This is a genomic window from Nostoc edaphicum CCNP1411 (genome assembly GCF_014023275.1).
Taxonomy (GTDB): domain Bacteria; phylum Cyanobacteriota; class Cyanobacteriia; order Cyanobacteriales; family Nostocaceae; genus Nostoc; species Nostoc edaphicum_A.
This window is the reverse complement of record NZ_CP054698.1, coordinates 1755047-1774339: the sequence shown is the minus strand read 5'-3', so window position 1 is coordinate 1774339 and position 19293 is coordinate 1755047. Positions and strand designations below refer to the sequence as shown.

The following is a 19293-nucleotide window of genomic DNA, read 5'->3' as shown; positions in this document are numbered from 1 at the left end:
TTTTTATCGAAATCCCCTAACTTAAATGGGGATTCACTGTTAGCTGATAACTGTTAAGGACTATATTTCACTCACAAATTGAAATCTACTTACTCTGGGTTTCTTTTTTATACAGCGTGATTTCCTAGATTTCAGAGGCTTTTTCCTCTTTAGAAGAAAGAGAGCGAATTAACTCTCGAATTACATCAGTTGCGGGTCTCCCCGTGATTGAACAGTATTGTTCAAGTCTCTGTGCCTCACTTGATGTGAGGTTGATTGTAAGTCGTTTAGCAGCCCATTTTTTATTCATGTATATGTATCAGACAAGCTATGTTTTAAACTACTTCTCTAATATCAATCATGTAAACTGCTACTACAATGGTATAAGTAATGACATTTAATTCAAGTAATCATGAAGTTGAATAGGATATTTTTATAAACAATAGTGAAGAGGTCAAGTATATAGTAAGATATAAAGTTTAGCTACTTTCTGGACAGCAATTGTAAATAAAATGTAAAAATAAGATTAAAATATGTAAGATAAATAAGTGCTATTACGTAGCACATAAGGAAAATAAATAGTACAAAAAAATTTGTAATGTTATATTAATTCTCTAAGCTCGACTTTATCCAAAATTAAGAACTCGGTTTTCTTTATCTGGCAAAAAAAAGTCTGGCTTTTTAGCAAATACTTTTTCCACATCACAGATTATTGATGAAGCTAAAAAAGAAAACTTCTGTACCACAAAGGTTTCAGCGATAGCGTAGACACTTTTTAGCAGCTTACCGCAGGCATCACATTGCGAAAAAATGGATAAAGTCGAGCTAAGAGGATGTTCAGATATTGAGTCAGAGACTCAATGAATGCATTCCCATGCAGAGTATGGGAACGAGGAAAACGAGGAAAGGCTCATCAAGATAGGTTTTTAGGACTTGTGTGTACACCGTAGCCCCAAAACGGAGAGAGGTTTTTTAGTACACTTTAAAACTGTCCAAATATCTTCTCAGAGAGATTATTTTGGCTTTTCACTTATTAACAAGTCATGTGTTAATAATGTATCGGCAGCATATTTAATTACATCAAATGACATTCCCGCCCTTTCTGCAATATCTAGCAGACTATGGTGGCCATCAGATAAATTTAAAACCCACAAGATTGCCATTTCATTTAGTTCGCTATCTTTGTGACCACCAGCTGCGCGATAGATTCCTCTTTTACCTAACTGTGGTTCACATTTGGAATTTTTGTTGTAGTAGATTTTGTTATTGTTGAGGATATACAACATCGAATTACATTGCAAGAATGACTCGGCAAGATATTGGGGTTGAACAAAATTTAAATCATCTGCTGAGGTGTGGTATTCGGGAAAAGTACCATGAGGCGATCGCATCAAGCAACCTACAGCTAAATTAAATCCAGGTGAGCAATATTGTCGCTCATCATAGCCATAGGGTAAAAAATCTATAATTTCGCAATTTCGTTTTGAGTTTCTGAGTACATAAGCAGCAACTTTATCAATTTCCGCGTCACCTATACGGCTTTTTTTGTAAGTAAAATTTCCTGAATCTCCTAAACAAGATAATACCAAGCCATGTTTGATATTATTTACTTTAGTCTCGTTGAGAGCTAACCATGTAATTGAGCCAATAGTTCCTGGAATCCAGAGAAATCGATAGGAATATCTTGGTGTAGTTTGACTTAAATATTTAGCGATAAAAGTAGCGATCGCAATTCCCGAAAGATTATCATTACACAGTGAAGGATGACAGGCATGGCAAGAAATTAAGACTTCATCAGTACTGTCTCCTGGAATATAATACTCACCATAGCTCAGATGACCTGGTTCAAGGGAGGAATCAATAAAAACTTCATACTCTTCATCCTTTAGTTCTAAATATTGATTGTGACTCAGACAAAAGCCCCAAGTTTCTTGATAGTAGGAAGTCCGGTAGGGAATCCAATTAGGATAATCGGCAAGTGTAAATAAATGTGCTTTGAGTTCTTGAAGAGATAGCTTTTGATGTACTGGAATACTATAATTAACGATGTGTAGATTCGAGTTAGCAAAATCTACAATTTTCTTACCTTGAGAGTTTTTAATGTAGGCCTCTTTAATATTCCATTCTTTCGGAACTATCCAATCAAATACCTCAGTCCCCGTCGGTACTTGCTGGATTGATAAAGGAATATATTGCTGGATAATTTTCAGTGTTTCTCTAAAGCCATTACCTGTAATGCTACGACAGATAGGATATAATTTAGTTATCAGTTGATATATATCTTCAGCAATATCACTTGTTGTGAAAGTAGTTTGCATCTTGTAATCAATTACAGATTGATTATTGTTTAGCATTATATTTCCCTCATTTATATATATTTAAGAATGTAAGAAAGACTTATGTAGAACTAATGTTTAATTTTTGAAAGATAGTTAGGGTGTGTTAACGATAATGTAACGCACCCTACAAAACTCATGAGATTTTTGCAAAAGCATCTTATGAATATTAACTATTCTCATCAACAATATTTCCTAAATACAGGTTTTACTGAACGACCAATCAAATACTTTTCAATTCCAGATTCTAGAGCTTTGCGATAAACCTTTAAAGATTCACTGATAGCATCAATTGTGAGATCAATATCCTGATTACTATGAGAAAAGCTGACAACTAAAGAAGGCAGGAGCAATCCTCGTTTGATGGTTTCTTGCAGGAATAGAGTTCTAAATGCCTGAGATGATTGTTTGTTTTCGTCAAGGGTTGCGTAAATTAAATTGCAAGCTTTGCCAACAACTTGGAAGTAATCTTGAAGTTCATTGGCTGCGATCGCCTGATTAATTCCCTGGCGTAATCTTTCTCCTTGCTGATATAGATACTCAATTACTCCTTGTTGTCGGAAAATTTTCATCGTCGCGATCGCAGCAGCTAGTCCATGATTTTCTGCTCCATGAGTAGTTGAGAGTAAAAATACTCGCTCTTGATCGTGATAAATGCCACCTAACTCCATAATCTCTCGTTTACCAACTAATGCGGAAACAGCAAAACCGTTTCCCATACTTTTCCCAAATGTTGATAAGTCAGGAACAACACCGTAGTAAGTTTGGGCATTCCCACTAGACCAACGGAATCCAGTAATCATCTCATCAAAGATAAAAATTGCTCCATTTTCTTGGCAGAGTTTTTGTACCTCATGGAGAAAATTATGGGATGGGTCTTCATATTTAGCTGGTTCTAAAATGACACAAGCAATCTTCCCTGGATGATCAGCAAAAACCTTTTTTAGACTTTCAACATCATTAAAATTAAATTTCACCGTTAAATCTTGAATCACTTGGGGAATACCAGCAGACATAGGAGTACTGCCAATAAACCAGTCATTGTATGAAAAGAAAGGATGGTCAGCGCAAATGGCAACCATATCTCTTCCCGTATAAGCTCTTGCAAGGGTAATGGCTGCGGTAGTCACCGTTGAGCCATCTTTGGCAAATTTAACCATGTCTGCACCAGGAATCCAACTGAGTAGTTCCTCAGCACATTCCACTTCAATAGTTGCCGGTCGGGTGAAATTATTGCCAAGGAGCATTTGCCGATAAGCAGCTTCTACGACGGGTGGGTAAGCGTGTCCTAAAGTGACAGCACGTAGCCCCATTCCATATTCAATAAATTCATTGCCATCTAAATCCCAGGCATGACAACCTTCACCTCTAACAATAAAGCCTGGTGCCGTTTCTGGAAATTGGTCATCACCCTTAGCATAAGTATGGGAACCACCAGGAATCAGAGAATGACTTTTTTGTTGTAACGCCTGCGATTCTTCAAAAGACTGTTTCTTTAAAGCGTTAAAGCTAATCAAAGACATAGGTTTTCTCCTTGACTAAGATTTCATGTCAAACACAGAATGGCCGATCGTCAAAGATTTAGAAGCGATCGCTTCTGTTGGTACTTGGCTATCATAGAGAGTCACCAAATATTCAGGTATACGGCAAAAGTCTGTACCCCGTAAGAAGTCGCCTAAAGAAGTTCCCGTGCAGGCTGAATCAATATTTGGTACGCCCCGTTGAGCAATCACGTCATCTAGATGCACAGTTCTAAAGTCGATACTGAAGCGTGTATAGCCTGAAGTGTTGGGTACTGTTGAGTGCATCTGCGCCCCTGAGAAGAGAATCATACCACCAACTTTTGTAACCAACCGCAATTGTGGCTCTAATTCTAAAGTTTCTTCTGGAAAAGGTTGCTTGCGCGTATCTGTTTTAATGTGCTTGGCAGCAGTTTTGCGACTTTCTTTGTTCCATTGAGTGTAGTTATAATCACTTGAACTATTCTTAACTGGCTGACTCCAATAGCGAGGATGAAACGCCATGACATTTTCTGACGTAATATCGTAGATAGGAAGCCACCAGTTGATTTGACAGGGAGGAGCCGAGTACCAGGTATCACGATGAGGATGAAAAGCGTAAGCAATACCGGATGTCAGATAGCCATCACTAGTTGCAGTTCTCAGGCGAGGTACATCGAAGTAAGTTTTCCTTAAGTCACATCCAGTTTCCTTCAAAATATCTTGAATGAATTGTTTCGATGCAGGGTGGTGAATAAAGACTGGCTTGAGTTCCGCTAAAATTTCAACGTATGCTTCTATAGGCAAATTATGCTGTGCTGTTCTAGGATCTAGCGGTGCAAAGGCCTCCTCGACCATTTGACGAGCAAATTCGCAAAATGCGATCGCGCTGGGACAGGGAGAAAAAACAAATAGCTGTCCCTTGTAAAGATAATCTCTTCTCACATCGTCATTGACAGTGGCATCGAAATAGATTGTATTCACTGTTTTTATACTCCCCGATGTGTCTCGATCTTTTTCTGTTCAAATAAAGTCCAAGCCCTATCTTTCTCAGATATTTCACTTATTGGTAACGGCCATTCAATTCCAAAAGCTGGATCATCATAACGATAGCCAGAGGCATATTCTGGGGCGTAGAAGTCACCCATTTGATAAGTCACTTCAGTTTCGTCGGTGAGCGTTTGGAACCCATGAGCACACATATCTGGGATATAGAGAGCAAGACGATTTTCAGCGGTTAACTCTACACCAATATGGGATAAATAACTAGGAGATTCTAGACGCAAATCAATAATTACATCATAAATAGCCCCTTGGATGCAACGTACCAATTTTGTTTCTTGAGAAGGAGGCTTTTGATAATGCATACCCCGCAACGTTCCTTTTTTATAGTTAAAAGATAAATTGCATTGGGTAATAGTTGGTTTTAAACCATGAGCTTTAAATTCCTGAATACAGAAAGTCCGAGCAAAAAAGCCCCGAATATCTCGTTGCAACTCTAAATCAATAATAAATGCCCCTTTGATTTTAGTTTCGGTAAATATCATGAACTTGCAAATTTGAGAGAAAAATTAAACATCTAATTTTTTAGAAGAATATTTTTCGACAGTAAAAGGCCTCAGCATATTTACTGGGCGAATTTGATTCAATTCCGCGAATTCTGAGAATTGAACGAAAAGTATCTTCCGTAAACCACTGCTTATTATTTTGGGTAGGAAATGCCTCTAAAATATATTGTATTTTTCGACGGCAAAGTGACTCATCTAAATGGACGAAGAAATTAGGAATACCCAAATCACCATCATATTTAGGTATCTCGTATTCCAAAATTAAATGATTTCTAAAGGTATTCCAAGTCATCTCGGAAATTAAGCGGTGATCTTGATGGCGATCGTCTCGGTGGTGAGTAAAGATTATATCTGGTGCAAATTCCTGCTTCAACTGCTCAAAGCATTCCTTCACCTCTATCCCTTGAAAAGGTAGAAAACCATCTCGAAAATTTTTAATGATAACTTTCTTGGCCGGAATTTCTTTTAAAAAAAGATTGGCACTTATAGTTGCTTCCTGTGCTCTTTGTTCGTTGGAACTAAAGACAACCCAATAGACGACAACATACTGATAATTATCTATCAGCTTTAAGATTGTGCCTCCACAACCAATCTCAATATCATCACAATGAGAACCTAGACAAAGGATTTTGTACTCAGATTCTTCTGGCTTGTTGAAGCTAAGTTGGATCATACATGGGTTACTTCTAGTTGTTTATCTCTCCATACTTCCCAAGGTCTTTCGCCTTGACCATACATATCATCCAACTGTTGCTTCTCTTTAAACGTATCCATAACCCCAAAAAAGCCAGTGTATTTATATGCAATCAGTTCTTCTTTGGCAATCAGTCTTTGAAAAGGTTCAAGGACAAGTTCTTCCCCTTTTTCAATATAGTTAAAAATTTCTTGTTTAAAGATGAAATATCCTCCATTAATCCAAATATCACGTTGCTTGACATCTTTCAGATCCTTCACCAAGCCATCCTGATCCATGTCAACTAGGTGAAAACTTTGGCTTGGTCTGACACACAAAAAACTACCGATTTTATCACGCTGATAAAAATGCTTAATATGCGTTGGTAGATGTAAATCTGTCAAACCATCGCTGTAGTTAGCTAAAAATACTTCTTCTCCTTCTAGATACTTTTCTACTGCCTTGAATCTTTGACCAATATTGGCAGTCAGACCTGTATCTACAAATGTAATATTCCAATCTTGAATATCACGGTTAAACAACTGAATTTGGCTACCCTGTGAAAGGCTAAAATTATTAGATAGCCATTCATTGTAATTCAAAAAGTAGCTTTTAATTAGGTCAGCCTTGTAACCAAGACATAAGATAAAATCTTTGTGCCCATAATGAGCGTAGTATTTCATTACATGCCATAAGATTGGTCTATAACCAATATTCACCATTGGCTTAGGAATACTTTCTGAATACTCTCTCATTCTAGTTCCTAAACCACCACAAAATAAAACTACTTTCATGTTACTTACCCCCTTTTTAATGATGAAAAAAATATTAAATACTTAAGAGTAGACATTAACTTCAGGAATTGGCACAACAAATTGACCTCCCCAATCCCGAATGTAAGCTATTTGTGCCATAATTTCATTTTTCAAATTCCAGGGCAAAATTAGTACATAGTCAGGCTTGGTTTCTGCAATTTTGTCTGGATGGAAAATTGGAATATGAGTTCCTGGTAAAAATTGACCCTGTTTGTAAGGGTTACGGTCTACTGTGTATTCAAGAAAATCTGTGCGGATACCACAGTAGTTTAAGAGAGTATTTCCCTTACCTGGAGCACCATAACCAACAATCGATTTTCCCTCTCGTTTGACTTTGATCAAGAAATCTAATAACTTGCGTTTAGTTTCTTTGACTTGTTCACCAAATGAAAAATAGTATTCTAATTTCGTAAACCCAGCCGTTTCTTCTCTATATTTCAGTTCTGATACTTGATGGCTAATTGCTTTAGAAGAATCTTCACTATGGCGGGCATAAATTCTCAAAGAACCGCCATGAGTAGTTAATTCTTCTACATCAAAAATTGTCAACCCGTGAGCAGCAAAAATCTTTTCGACGGTGAGGAAAGAAAAATAAGAGAAATGCTCATGGTAAATAGTATCAAACTGATTTTCCTCGATTAACCGCATCAGGTGGGGAAATTCCATAGTAATTACACCATGCGGTTTGAGGATAATTTTCATCCCTTTAACAAAATCATTGAGATAAGGTGTGTGAGCAAGGACATTATTTCCTAATAATAAATCTGCCTGTTTGCCCTTTGCAACCTGTTCTTTGGCTGTCTCCTGTCCAAAAAATTTGACAACTGTAGGAATGCCTTTTTTAATTGCTACTTCAGCAACATTGACTGCTGGCTCTATTCCCAGCGCTGGGATGTCTTTACCAACAAAATATTGCAGCAAGTAGCCATCATTACTAGCAATTTCTATTACCTGACTTTCCTGATTTAATTGAAAACGTTCTACTACTAAATCAACGTATTTCTTGGCGTGTTGTAACCAGCTATCAGAGTAAGAAGAGAAATAAGCGTAATCGCTAAAAATATTTTCTGGGCTAATGTATTCTTGGAGTTGAACTAAAAAACACTCTTCGCAAACATAGACATGGAGAGGATAAAAAGGCTCCACTTCATTAAGTTGTTTGAGACTGCGATAACTTTCACAGGGAGGAGACATACCTAAATCGACAAAGGTATGGTGCAACCCTGCCCCACAAAACATACAATTACCAGTTATTGGTTTGGGTAAATTCATAATTTATATTTTTTTGCCAAAATCAGGTTTTGAATTTAAACAGTCCGCCAGAAGAAATCTTGATCGATTTGCTGAGTGCGAATGAGATACTCCAGTTGTTTCAGGCGAGTAAAGCCTCTAGACTCAAATGTTTCTTTATCCATGTCAATTTGCTGGAAGACATTATAGAGTTGTTGGGCACCGCGTTGGGCATCCCACTCACATTTGAATCCTGGTAAATTTTGGTTGATTTTATCAAATGAAACTCGATAGCTACGGTTGTCAGGATCGTGTTTACCAAAGCTCAATTGACAACCTGTAAATATATCTGCAACTATCTGAGCAATTTGTTTGACTTGGTAGTTACTATTTGTATCACCGACATTGAAAATTTGGTTATGAATTACATCACGCGGAGCTTCTAAGGTACAGATAATTGCTTTGCAGATATCTAACAGATGCACTAGGGGTCGCCAAGGTGTACCATCGCTGTTCATCTTGATTTCTTTAATTGTCCATGCCCAACCTGCTAGATTGTTCAAAACAATATCAAAGCGCATCCTGGGAGAGGCTCCATAGGCTGTGGCATTTCGGAGAAAGGTGGGTGAAAAACCATCATCAGCAAGGAGTTTCACATCCTGTTCGACAAGCGCTTTGCATTTAGCATAAGCTGTTTGGGGATTGATGGTAGACTCTTCGTGAACATAATCTTCAGTAGCAAAACCATAGACACTGCATGAAGAGGTGTAGATAAAGCGGCGGATTCCAGCTGCTTTCGCCAACTTGGCCAAATGTACTGAGCCTTTATGATTAATATCGTAGGTGATATTAGGGGCTAACTGACCTAGAGGATCGTTGGAGAGTTCTGCCATGTGAACTACTGCTTCTACCCCTTGCAGGTCTTCTGTTGTGATGTGACGGATATCTTTATTGAGGGTTTTGGCAGTTACCTTGGTACCGTTATATAGCCAACCTACTTTATAAAAGCCAGTATCTAAACCAATAACTTCATGACCTTGTTGGATTAAGAGGGGAGCTAATAACGAGCCGATATAACCTTCGGTTCCAGTTACAAGTATTTTCATATCCTATGGTGCGATCGCAGTTTGTGGGGGTTGTAATTTAGTAAGAATATTTTCTGAAATATTTTCTCCAGAAATAGCAAGCAACTTGGTAGTAATCTCATCTCTGAGGGGAGCTGCTTCATCTTGAGTCAACCAAGTGAATAACTTTGCTACTGCTTGTGGAGAATGATCAAGTTTGAGAATTTCTTGAAGCATACGCAAAGCCCCTGTAACATTGCCAGCTTTTAGAGGGATTGCCATGCGTGTCAGACAATAATTGAAGTTATAGCTACGAGCTTGGGTTGTAATTTCTGCGCGATACATAGCTGGAAGATAACTCTCAGAAATTTCTATACCTTGGCGGATTGAGGTCGCTAGAATACCAGATGATAAATCATCAGCTGTCAGTCTGTGGGAATGTACGCGGTAACGAGCTAAACTTCCCGGTTCATACCACCAATCATAAGAAACAGCAATGCGTTTATAGAGTTCCCATTCAGAAGCGCAAATTAACTGTGGATAATAACCTCCTATTTGTTCATGAGTAAGGCGACGAATGACAACCGCAGGCACCTGCAACGGACATGTCACACCAATTCGGGGCAAAAAATTTCGAGGGATACCTTTATGGTTTTTAAACCAGGAAATTACTTCTCCTTTTGCAATTATTTTCCCTTCTTCATTGAAATATTCAAAATTTGTAAAAGCTGCTCCTACGGAATCTGGAGACTCTTGAAGACTTTGCTGGAGTTGTGTATAAAAGCCGGGAAGAACACAGTCATCATCATGCAGAACATGAATCCAGTGACCACGACTGAGGGAAATACCTGCATTGTGATTTGACTCGCCTCCAATATTTTGTGGATGGCGGTAATAACGGATTACTCCTCCCCCAATACTGTTCGCTAAATCAAACAAGGGTGGCGTACTGGCATTATCCATCACCAGAATTTCCATCTGCTCTGCTCCTGGCCATTGGATTAACACACTAGCCAGAGATTCGAGGAGATAATCGGTGCGGTTATAAACCGGAATCACCACAGTCCAAAACGGTCGGGGTTTCTCTGGGTCTGTTACACGTGGAATCGCTGGAAACTGATAAGCTCCAATAGTCACCTCACCTTGGGAAATGGGGGGAGTAATGAGCATTTCTGGGGTGGTTTCAGCATTCTGGTAAGCGGCTACCGCTTTGGCGTAGTGAGGATTGAGTAAAGTTAATCCTTGACGATATACAGAAATCGCCTCTGCGATCTTGTTTTGAGCTTGGTAAACCTGACCCAAATGAGTGTAGATTTCCCAGTTTTGGGGATTGAGTTTTAAGGCTTGATGATAGGATGCGATCGCTTCTTCCCACTCACCATGTTCTTGCAGGATTTTCCCTAAGTTATAATATATCTCTTGCAAGTCTTGTCTTAGAGCGATCGCTTGTCGATAATAAGTAAGCGCTGTCTGGATATAGCCTGCTTCCTGAAGGGGAGTTGCTTCTTCCCGTGTTAACCAACTGAACAACTTTGCTACCGCTTTCGAGCTACAATCTATTTTTAGTGCCTCTTCTAACACTTGCCAAGCTCCAGCCAGATTCCCAGCCCGTAAAGGAATTAGGGCAAATTGTAAACAAGAAAGAAAATGATGACTCCGGGATTTGGCCGTAATCTCAGCAGATTGTTCAGTGGGAAAATAACTCTCTGAAATTTCAATTGCACGACGGATAGATAGCATCTGCTTCCCAGTCAATAAGAGTTCGCTGGTCACGTTGTTAGCATGTTGGCGATAACGAGCTAAGATTTCCGGCTCATACCACCAATCGTAAACAGCAGCAATACGTTTATAAACTTCCCAATCACTTGTATAGGTCAATTCGGGATGATATAAGCCCAATTGTTCGTGTACCTCTCGACGAATCACTACTGCGGGCATATTCAACGAGTTACTAACTCCAATGCGTTGCAGCCAATTTCTAGCAATCCCTCGCTGCTCTCCATAGACTTGTTGGCGGAAAATTACTTCCCCTTTCTCATTAATATTTTGATAGCCCGTAAAAGCTGCTCCCACAGAATCTAAACACGCTTCTAGACTCTCTTGCAGTCGGGAATAAAAACCTGGGAGAATATAATCATCGTCGTGAAGTAAATGAACCCACCGACCACGAGTTAGAGCAACTCCAGCATTCCAATTTCCTGGCAGACCGAGATTTTGGGGATTACGATAGTAGTGTATTACTCCTTGTCCAATACTATTCACCAGTTCAAACACTGACGTTCTACTAGCATCGTCCATAACGATGATTTCCATCTGCTCTTTCCCCTGCCATTGTGCCAACACACTAGCAAGACATTCGAGTAGATAATCTCTACGGTTATATACAGTTACAACCACACTCCAGAAAGGCCGCTTGTCTGTACTATCTGCTACGGTCGGAATAGCGGGAAACCTATGGTTGCCTACAATTATTTCTCTTAAAGGAATTAGAGGTGTTATTGGTACTTGTTGAGGGATTTTAGCCTCGTCGCTAGCTTCTACAGCTTTGGCATAGTGAGGATTAATCAGCTTTAAGCCTTGCCGAAAAGCTGCTGCTGCCTCATTGAGTTGCTTTTGTGTTTGGTAAATCTCTCCCAAACCCATATGAACTTCTCCATAGTTGGGGTTGAGTTCTAGGGCTTTTTGCCAGTAAGCTTCGGCAGTCTTCAAATCACCCGCATTTTTCCGCCCAAAACCCAATTTGTAATTCAATTGTGCATAATGGGCTTGTTTATCTGGGGAGAGTTTCCCTTGGGTCTGGAGGGCATTCCCTAAGTTGACATCTGCTTCTATGCAGTTAGGTTGAACTTCCAGAGCTTTTTGATAGCAGGCAACTGCTTCGTCAAGCTTGCCTTGTTCTTGCAAGGTGTAGCCCAGATTATTATAAATCGGTGCTGCATCTGGGCGTAGAGCGATCGCTTGTTTGTAAGCTAACTCTGCTTCTGGTAACTGTCCCTGACCTTGACGCAGATTACCTAAACTAAACCAAGTTTTCACAGAGTCCGGTTGAACTTGTGCAGCCTGACTCAGGAATTTTTCAGCTTCTAGGAGTTTTCCTGTTTGCTGCGCCAGCATTCCTATGCCATACAAAGCCTCAGAGTAGTTTGATTGTATTTGATCTTTACCTTCTAAAGAGTCTGATTCACCTCCACATTCGGATTGAATTTGTAATGCCTGTTTGTATAGCGATTTAGCTTCATCCAATTGACCTGATTGATGCTTCTTAATCGCCATTTCAATGAGAGATTTAACATTAGATTCAGAAATAATTTTAGTATTCATAGCTATAATAAGCTTGGATAAAAACAGCGTGATTAGTTGATATAAAAAATGTTGCGATCACAATCATCAATATTTTATTATTTTGTATACTTTGCAGTTAGTTAACTATAGTATTTACTACTTGTATTTAATTGTTGTAGAGGGTAAATGCACCTAATTTATGAAACACTTACTGAACAAAGATTTTGGTGATAAGATAGCATTGATTTTCCAATACTGAGACCATTGTGGGAAAAGTATTTCTCTAATTTAGATACATTTGCCCTGCAATGATTCCTAAATAAACGTTATTGAGTCAGAGGTAATTAGGTTAGAAGTCACATCTGAAAGCAGTAATTTTCCTTGAGTTATTCCAGTATTAAAATCGAAAATAACACCATCATTTGTATCGGTTATTCGCCCTTGAGAGAACATTTGATTTAACCATTGTCCAGTATTCACCTTACCCCAACCCTGAAATACAATCTTATCGATACCAACCTCGAAATCTTGAATGATATCAAACTCACCTTTGAACAAGCTATCGCCACGGTTGAAAACAAATTTATCATTACCTTCGCCACCAACCAAAATATCACTACCACAACCACCAATTAAAGTATCATTGTCCCAACCGCCATGAAGTTTATCATTACCGTCGCCCCCATATAGCCAATCATTACCTTGACCACCTTCGAGGATATCATTACCTTTCTTTCCATCTAGCCAATCATTACCTAAGCTGCCATAAATCTTATCTGCAAATTTGCTTCCTTTCAGCTTATCATTCTTAATCGTGCCATAAATAACATCTTGTCCCAAGTTGTCAATTAAAGTATCTCCCAAAAATTTAACTTCACTGACGTTAATTTCTACTATCGTTATGTTGGTACTTTTCTTAAACCTATTGTGATAACGACCAATAGCATTTCCTGTTAGCGAGTCTTGTCCATTGTCACCATCAATATCAGAAGTTTTCTCGCGATTAATGAGATTAACATTACGACTACCAGCAAGCCTTAAATTGGCAATTTCTTTAGAGGAAACTAAGTTACCCTCAATACCAAAATAATCTAAGACTTTCGGCTTATTGGGATTTGTGGTATCTAGTACCAAGAAAGAGGTTTTTGACCTAGCTTGGTTATATTCAGCATCACGATTTTCAATTTCTTTAGCTGACAGTGATAAATCTGCGGAAAAATCGAAAGAGAAAGTTTGGTTAGCGCCAATAGCAAAATTAGCGACCACCTTTGTTTTGCTATTGGCACTTCCCGAAAAAGAACCATCTAACCCAATGCCATTACTATCAGTAAATAATGTTGAAAAAGCTGGATCATTGTCAAAAAAAGTTGCTCCAGCTTCAGCAATAGCTAAAGTCACACCACCTTTAACTAATGTGTCAGTCTGAGCTTGAGTTAAAGTTCCTGAAGGACTTTGACTATAGTTGAAGAAAACAGCAGATCCTTGAGCGTTAGCAAAATTAGGGTTTGGGTTTGGATTTGTAGCAGTTGATTGTAAAAATATAGTTTCTGATGACATAAAACCTCTGCTTATCCTATTATGTGGGTTTTCTGTAATAGGCTACTACATTAACGTGTTACAAATATTTGACTTCATCAAAGTTTCACAGTTATCTTCGGTATTACTTAGCTCTCCAGACTTTAAAATTAATAATTTATATTTGCTTTATATAACTTGATTTATAACTTAACAAAATTTAGTAGCTATTAAACTTTAGTTAAAAAGACTATTGACTAGGGACTAAAGATTTGGTGACTTAGTTTTTACTCCTCAAAATTCTGGAAGAGGCTTTGAATAAAGAACATATTTTTCACAATTTACTATTATCTAGTAAAGAGTACTACCAATAATTTTAGTAAGGAGTGCGATCGCGGCGACTAGTTGACTTATAAGCTTTTAAATCAGAGCCTTTTAGCAAAAGAAACAGCCCTACTTTATTAAGAGATAATCATCCAGGATAGAAGTAGTTTTCCTAGAAATTAATTAGCTTTAACTAAATGTTATTGATTGAGAGTTAATCTGACTAGCACTCACACCTGAGATTAGTATTGTTTCTTGATTCAAGAGAGAATTTAATTTGAGGACAGCACCATTTTCAGTATCTATTATATTACCTAGTTTTAACCATAGGCTAGTATTAATGTAACCCCAATCATTGAATACAATCTTATCAATACCAACCTGGAAATCTTTAATAACATCAAAGTCATTTCTAAGCAAGGTATCGTCACGTTTGAAAATAAATGTGTCATTACCATCACCACCAACTAAGACATCATTACCACTACCACCAATCAGGATATCATTGCCAAAACTGCCATAGAGTGAATCATTGCCATCGCCGCCATCGAGCCAATCATTACCTTGACCAGCATCGAGGTTATCATTACCATTTTTTCCATATAACTTATCATTCCCCAAGCTGGCATAAATTTTGTCCGCACCGTTGGTTCCTGTTAGATTATCGTTCCAAATCGTTCCATAGATAACATCTTTACCCAGATTGCCGATTAAAGTGTCTCCTGCCAATTCAACGGCACTGATATTAATTTCGACTACAGTTATATTGGTATTGCTAGTAAAATTCCGCCGATAAGTTCCAATAGCAGTACCATTGAGGAAGTCAGTACCATTGTTGCCATTAATATCGGAACTTTTATCACGACTGTTAATCGTAATATTGCGACTATTACCAAGGATCAGATCGCCGATTTGATTAGAAGATATTAAGCTACCCTGAATGCCAAAATAGTCTAAAAGTTTTGGCTTATTAATATCTGTGGTGTCTAACACTAAAAAAGTACTTTTAGACTGAGCTTTGTTATATTCAACTCTGGAATTTTCAATTTCTTTAGCCGTCAGTGCTAAATCTGCTGAAAAATCAAAAGAAAAGCTTTGATTAGCACCAACTCTAAAACTAGCAAGTACCCTTGTTTCACTGTCGGCACTACCTGTAAACTGACCACTTAATCCAGTAATACTAGTATCAGTAAAGAGGGCTGAAAAAGTTAGATCATTGTTTAAAAAAATCGCTTGAGCTTCAGCAATAGCTAAAGCAACGCCACCTTGAACTAATGTGTCCGTTTGGGCAGTAGTCAAAATCGCTGAAGGACTCTGACTGTAATTGGAAAAAATAGTACCCCCTTGAGCAGTAACAAAATTAGGACTGGGATTAGGATCGGGATTTCGATAGTAATTGAGAGTGAGAGTGGAATCGACATCGAGATTTAGACTGGGAGTCAATAAGTCCGAAAGTGTAGCTATTGTTGACATATAATTCTCTGTTTATCTTATTAATAAACAATTTAATGTGTAAATATTTAGGGAGTAATTATTTTGTAGTTTTCGAGACGCGATAAATCGCCGTCTCTACAAATGTTTTGGTCTTATCTGAACTGTATTGATTTATCGAGGACTTGCTTCGCTTTTAACAGCACTTTTAAATAAGCTAATTGACTATTCCAAGCTGAACGTGGAAGCAGGGGTATTTTCTCTAAGTCTTCAGATGATGATAAATCTAGGTCTGTTGTTTTTTCTGAATTTTCTGCCATGATTTATTGCCTCGCTAGCGAGTAAGAAACTTCGGGTTGTTGCTGCCAACTTTCAGTCCACTGAATGCTGTCAGCGCTAAATCGTAATGGGTCGTTTGCTGGCAAAGGAGTGTTTATAGGTTCGACAATTAGCTCAAACTCACCATTATCAAAAGGTAGACCTTTAGCTTTCACCTTGGGAATTACACGCTCCCGCAGGTCTTGTGCGTCATGAATAAGAGCGCGATGATGGCAGTAAGGATTATTACCTCTCTTGTCAAAGAAAACATGGGCAGTCCAACTGCAACCCCCACGACAAAGCTCGGCATATTCGCAGGTTTTACAGAAGCCCCACAGGTGTTTTGTACCTTCAGGTGTTCCTGCTCCCAGATTCAAGCGCAATTCGGCTGTATTTTCAATAATGTCATGCAGCGATCGCTCTCGAATATTACCACCGGTGTAAGCGGTAGTTGGCAACGAAGGGCAACCTTTAATCGCGCCGTCAGCTTCTATTCCCAAAGTGGAGAGTCCTGCACCGCAACCTTGCCAAAATGAAAATTCATGCTCCTTACCCCGTCCCCGCAACAGCCGTTCATAAGGGCCGTAATAACCAATATTATTTCCCGCCTGGAGTTGTACACCTTCTTGGTAAGCACGTCCCGCGACACGGGCGATCATCGGATAAATATCCAACAGTTCATAGGGTTGGAGAAGGATGTCTGCGTTGTCGGCTGCATTTCCCATTGGTACAGTCAGCTGAATTTGCCAAGCACGGGCACCTGCATCACGAATGCACTCATAGATGCGCGGAAACTCTGGTGCTGACAAGCGATTAATTTGAGTATTGCAACCGAAGGAAATACCTACTTCTCGTAGATGACTCATGGTTTTAAATGCATATTTCCAAGAGCCTTTCTTTCCCCGCAGACGATCATGAGTTGCTTCCAAGCCATCAATAGAAACAGAGACAGTCCGAATCCCTGCTTCTTTCATTTTCTTTGCAGTTTCTAACGAAATGCCATAACCGCCGGTAGTCATACCACATAGCATCCCTGCATCATTGATAGCTTTGGCAATGTCTAGCCAATCTGGACGCAGAAATGCCTCACCACCGATAAGAGTAACTTCTTTAATTCCAACTTCTGCCATTTGCTTGACAAGATCCAAAGCTTCCTCTGTGGAGAGTTCCTTGGTGCGTTCATGTCCGGCGCGGGAACCACAGTGACTACAAGCTAGATTGCATTTTAAGGTAATTTCCCAAACTGCGTAGCTTTTGCGATGATATGTCATAAATTAACTCTAATCTCGGTTTTAGAAGTTGACTTGAACCGACGGAAAATCAGGACTTAGAAAATTCTCAAAATAAATTTTTCCACAAGTCGTAAAAAGTTAGCTTGGAGGGCAAACTAATCACGGTTACAAAACCACTTTCAACAGCAGTATTTTGCAACAAGTTAGAGGATGTTTTCTCAATCACCGGATTACCATCAATTGCGACTGTTACAGTAGCTATAACATTATCGCCAAATGCTCCAGCTACTCCTGTTGCATTTTCTGTAAAATCACCGTATGACCCAGATGTAGCACTACTATTTGCACTAACAAAAAGGTAACTTTCGGAACCGAAAGCGAATGCCTCAGATGTCACGCTCACTCCACCAGAACCTAGAATCAACTCGTCTTTGGGAACATTCTCTAAATAGGGTAAATCAACTATTCGCATACTTAGATAATGAACTTTTTTTGACATTACTTTAAACTTTGCACCCTGAAATTTAATTCTTTGATTAGGCTATGCTAGTTCTTCTGGAATAACTACTCCATACATTGGTTGTAGAGGCGGATCAAGTGGGTCAATTACTATGCCATACATTGGCTGTGGGTCAATTGGCTTTGGTTTTGGCCATGGACGTGGATACTCATCTTCGGGAGGCCAGTATATTACCCCATATAGTGGCTGGACAATTCTATCACTGATTCTTGTCAAGCCACCAAAAGCTCCTAACAATTCCTCTTCGCTGAGATCGTGAAATTCGCCTAGCTCTTTTAATTCCAATATTTGGATAGCAGCTGTTTCAAATTCTTTTTGAGAAAAGTTATAGCCACCATTTTCTAAAGCTTTTTTCACTTCTTCAGCTTTCTCGCTCATGAGTTGACTGCGGAAAGCTTCGTCTTTGACTATTCTGACAAGGAACTCTTTAACTTTCTCAAAAATTGCTAAGGACATATTTTTATTGTCTCCTTTGATATCAATTTTGGGGTGTAAAAGTCAGCCAGTATTTCCAGTAATCATCAAGTCTGCAAATATATAGAAGGATCTGCTGCTTGACGTAACTGCTCAGATGAAGAATAGTTATCTGTGATGATTTGCGGACATCGCATACAGGCTGCTTTACCTTCTTGCTGCCACCAGCGACAATCTCGGCGGATAGAACAAGGTGGTAGCTGCTCTACTACTGCGGGCAATTTCTCTACAATTCGCATTGCGAGACGACAGTCTTTGCCGTCAAAATGCTGACAACCCGATTCCGCGCAGGATGCGGCCGTGCGAAAAATTTCGGCGGGTGTAACTGGGCTAGCTTTTGCCATCACTTCATCTGTGATGGGTAGAGGCTGTTTGAGATAAGCTACACGAGGTGCTGCGATCGCTCCAGCAACTATACCAAAGACAACACCATCCACAGATTCGGGTCTAGCACTTGGGCAAAGGGTAGTCTGAACAGTAGTAATGTCTTCCATGAATTGTCCCTCCACCGAAAGAGTATTTTAAAATTTGAAGGCTAAGAGTTAGGAAAGTTGATAGTTTTCGTCATCGGGTAATGCAATCAGCCCAACTACAAGAGGGGGACAAATCCCCTTCACTGGAAGTTTAGTTGTTGGATAAACAACTGGTTCATCATCAGGTAATGCAATCAGCCCAACTACAGTTGGTGGACACAATAGGTCAATTTTCTTCAACTCTGTATCTGTAATTTGCGAGGTTAAGCCACCCATAATCCCTGCGGCTTCTTCTTCAGATAAACCTAACAAAGCCTCTTCTGTTTCTAATAACTCTCTTCGTGTCACTGCATTAGTAACAGCATCAGCAATTAGGTCATTTATTTCCATTTGTTGGTTGGCTTTTTTGTTTGTCTCCATTTTGATTTCCTCTTAAGTTGTGACTATGTTTTATATAGGGAATATTGCAAATCGAGCAGATTTACAAAACTGTTAAAACCAAACAATTGAGAATTGACTAATTTTATCTTTTGATTGGCATTATTTGAGTTGTGATATCA

General features: G+C 39.0%; 18 protein-coding genes. All 18 read right to left on the bottom strand.

Going from position 1 to position 19293, the window contains the following annotated elements:
• Positions 1-124: 124 nt before the first annotated feature.
• Positions 125-289 (bottom strand): CopG family transcriptional regulator, encoded by a 165-nt coding sequence (locus HUN01_RS35285; RefSeq protein WP_238846137.1) that lies wholly within the window; start codon positions 287-289, stop codon positions 125-127.
• 703 nt (positions 290-992) lie between these two features.
• The gene (locus HUN01_RS10110) at positions 993-2333 is read right to left on the bottom strand and encodes a DUF4910 domain-containing protein (protein ID WP_181931151.1); all 1341 of its coding nucleotides are present in this window, start codon (positions 2331-2333) and stop codon (positions 993-995) included.
• Positions 2334-2497: 164 nt separating this feature from the next.
• On the bottom strand, positions 2498-3838 hold the full coding sequence (locus tag HUN01_RS10105; protein ID WP_181931150.1) for a glutamate-1-semialdehyde 2,1-aminomutase: 1341 nt from the start codon (positions 3836-3838) through the stop codon (positions 2498-2500).
• 15 nt (positions 3839-3853) lie between these two features.
• Complete coding sequence (locus HUN01_RS10100) at positions 3854-4798, bottom strand: hypothetical protein (protein WP_181931149.1); 945 nt, start codon at positions 4796-4798, stop codon at positions 3854-3856.
• A 5-nt stretch (positions 4799-4803) separates the two neighbouring features.
• Positions 4804-5361, bottom strand: coding sequence for a dTDP-4-dehydrorhamnose 3,5-epimerase (gene rfbC / locus HUN01_RS10095; RefSeq protein ID WP_181931148.1), 558 nt, complete (start codon positions 5359-5361; stop codon positions 4804-4806).
• A 40-nt stretch (positions 5362-5401) separates the two neighbouring features.
• Positions 5402-6055, bottom strand: a complete 654-nt coding sequence (locus HUN01_RS10090) for a PIG-L deacetylase family protein (protein WP_181931147.1) — start codon at positions 6053-6055, stop codon at positions 5402-5404.
• Positions 6052-6849, bottom strand: coding sequence for a sugar phosphate nucleotidyltransferase (locus tag HUN01_RS10085; protein ID WP_181931146.1), 798 nt, complete (start codon positions 6847-6849; stop codon positions 6052-6054). The genes HUN01_RS10090 and HUN01_RS10085 overlap by 4 nt, the downstream gene beginning before the upstream one ends.
• Positions 6850-6891: 42 nt before the next feature.
• Positions 6892-8142, bottom strand: coding sequence for a class I SAM-dependent methyltransferase (locus HUN01_RS10080; protein WP_181931145.1), 1251 nt, complete (start codon positions 8140-8142; stop codon positions 6892-6894).
• A 35-nt stretch (positions 8143-8177) separates the two neighbouring features.
• A complete protein-coding gene (locus tag HUN01_RS10075) occupies positions 8178-9206 on the bottom strand; it encodes an NAD-dependent epimerase/dehydratase family protein (RefSeq protein WP_181931144.1) in 1029 nt (342 codons plus the stop codon).
• A 3-nt stretch (positions 9207-9209) separates the two neighbouring features.
• A complete protein-coding gene (locus HUN01_RS10070) occupies positions 9210-12485 on the bottom strand; it encodes a glycosyltransferase (RefSeq protein ID WP_181931143.1) in 3276 nt (1091 codons plus the stop codon).
• A 276-nt stretch (positions 12486-12761) separates the two neighbouring features.
• Positions 12762-14003, bottom strand: coding sequence for a calcium-binding protein (locus HUN01_RS10065; RefSeq protein WP_181931142.1), 1242 nt, complete (start codon positions 14001-14003; stop codon positions 12762-12764).
• Between the two features lie 471 nt (positions 14004-14474).
• The gene (locus HUN01_RS10060) at positions 14475-15758 is read right to left on the bottom strand and encodes a calcium-binding protein (RefSeq protein WP_181931141.1); all 1284 of its coding nucleotides are present in this window, start codon (positions 15756-15758) and stop codon (positions 14475-14477) included.
• A 113-nt stretch (positions 15759-15871) separates the two neighbouring features.
• Positions 15872-16036, bottom strand: coding sequence for a hypothetical protein (locus HUN01_RS10055; protein WP_181931140.1), 165 nt, complete (start codon positions 16034-16036; stop codon positions 15872-15874).
• Between the two features lie 3 nt (positions 16037-16039).
• Complete coding sequence (locus HUN01_RS10050; protein WP_181931139.1) at positions 16040-17305, bottom strand: nif11-class peptide radical SAM maturase 3; 1266 nt, start codon at positions 17303-17305, stop codon at positions 16040-16042.
• 67 nt (positions 17306-17372) lie between these two features.
• A complete protein-coding gene (locus HUN01_RS10045; RefSeq protein WP_181931138.1) occupies positions 17373-17765 on the bottom strand; it encodes a hypothetical protein in 393 nt (130 codons plus the stop codon).
• Positions 17766-17807: 42 nt separating this feature from the next.
• A complete protein-coding gene (locus HUN01_RS10040; RefSeq protein ID WP_181931137.1) occupies positions 17808-18242 on the bottom strand; it encodes a Nif11-like leader peptide family RiPP precursor in 435 nt (144 codons plus the stop codon).
• 65 nt (positions 18243-18307) lie between these two features.
• Positions 18308-18754 (bottom strand): nitrogen fixation protein, encoded by a 447-nt coding sequence (locus tag HUN01_RS10035; protein WP_181931136.1) that lies wholly within the window; start codon positions 18752-18754, stop codon positions 18308-18310.
• A gap of 48 nt (positions 18755-18802) precedes the next feature.
• Positions 18803-19153, bottom strand: a complete 351-nt coding sequence (locus HUN01_RS10030) for a hypothetical protein (protein WP_181931135.1) — start codon at positions 19151-19153, stop codon at positions 18803-18805.
• Between the last annotated feature and the right edge of the window lie 140 nt (positions 19154-19293).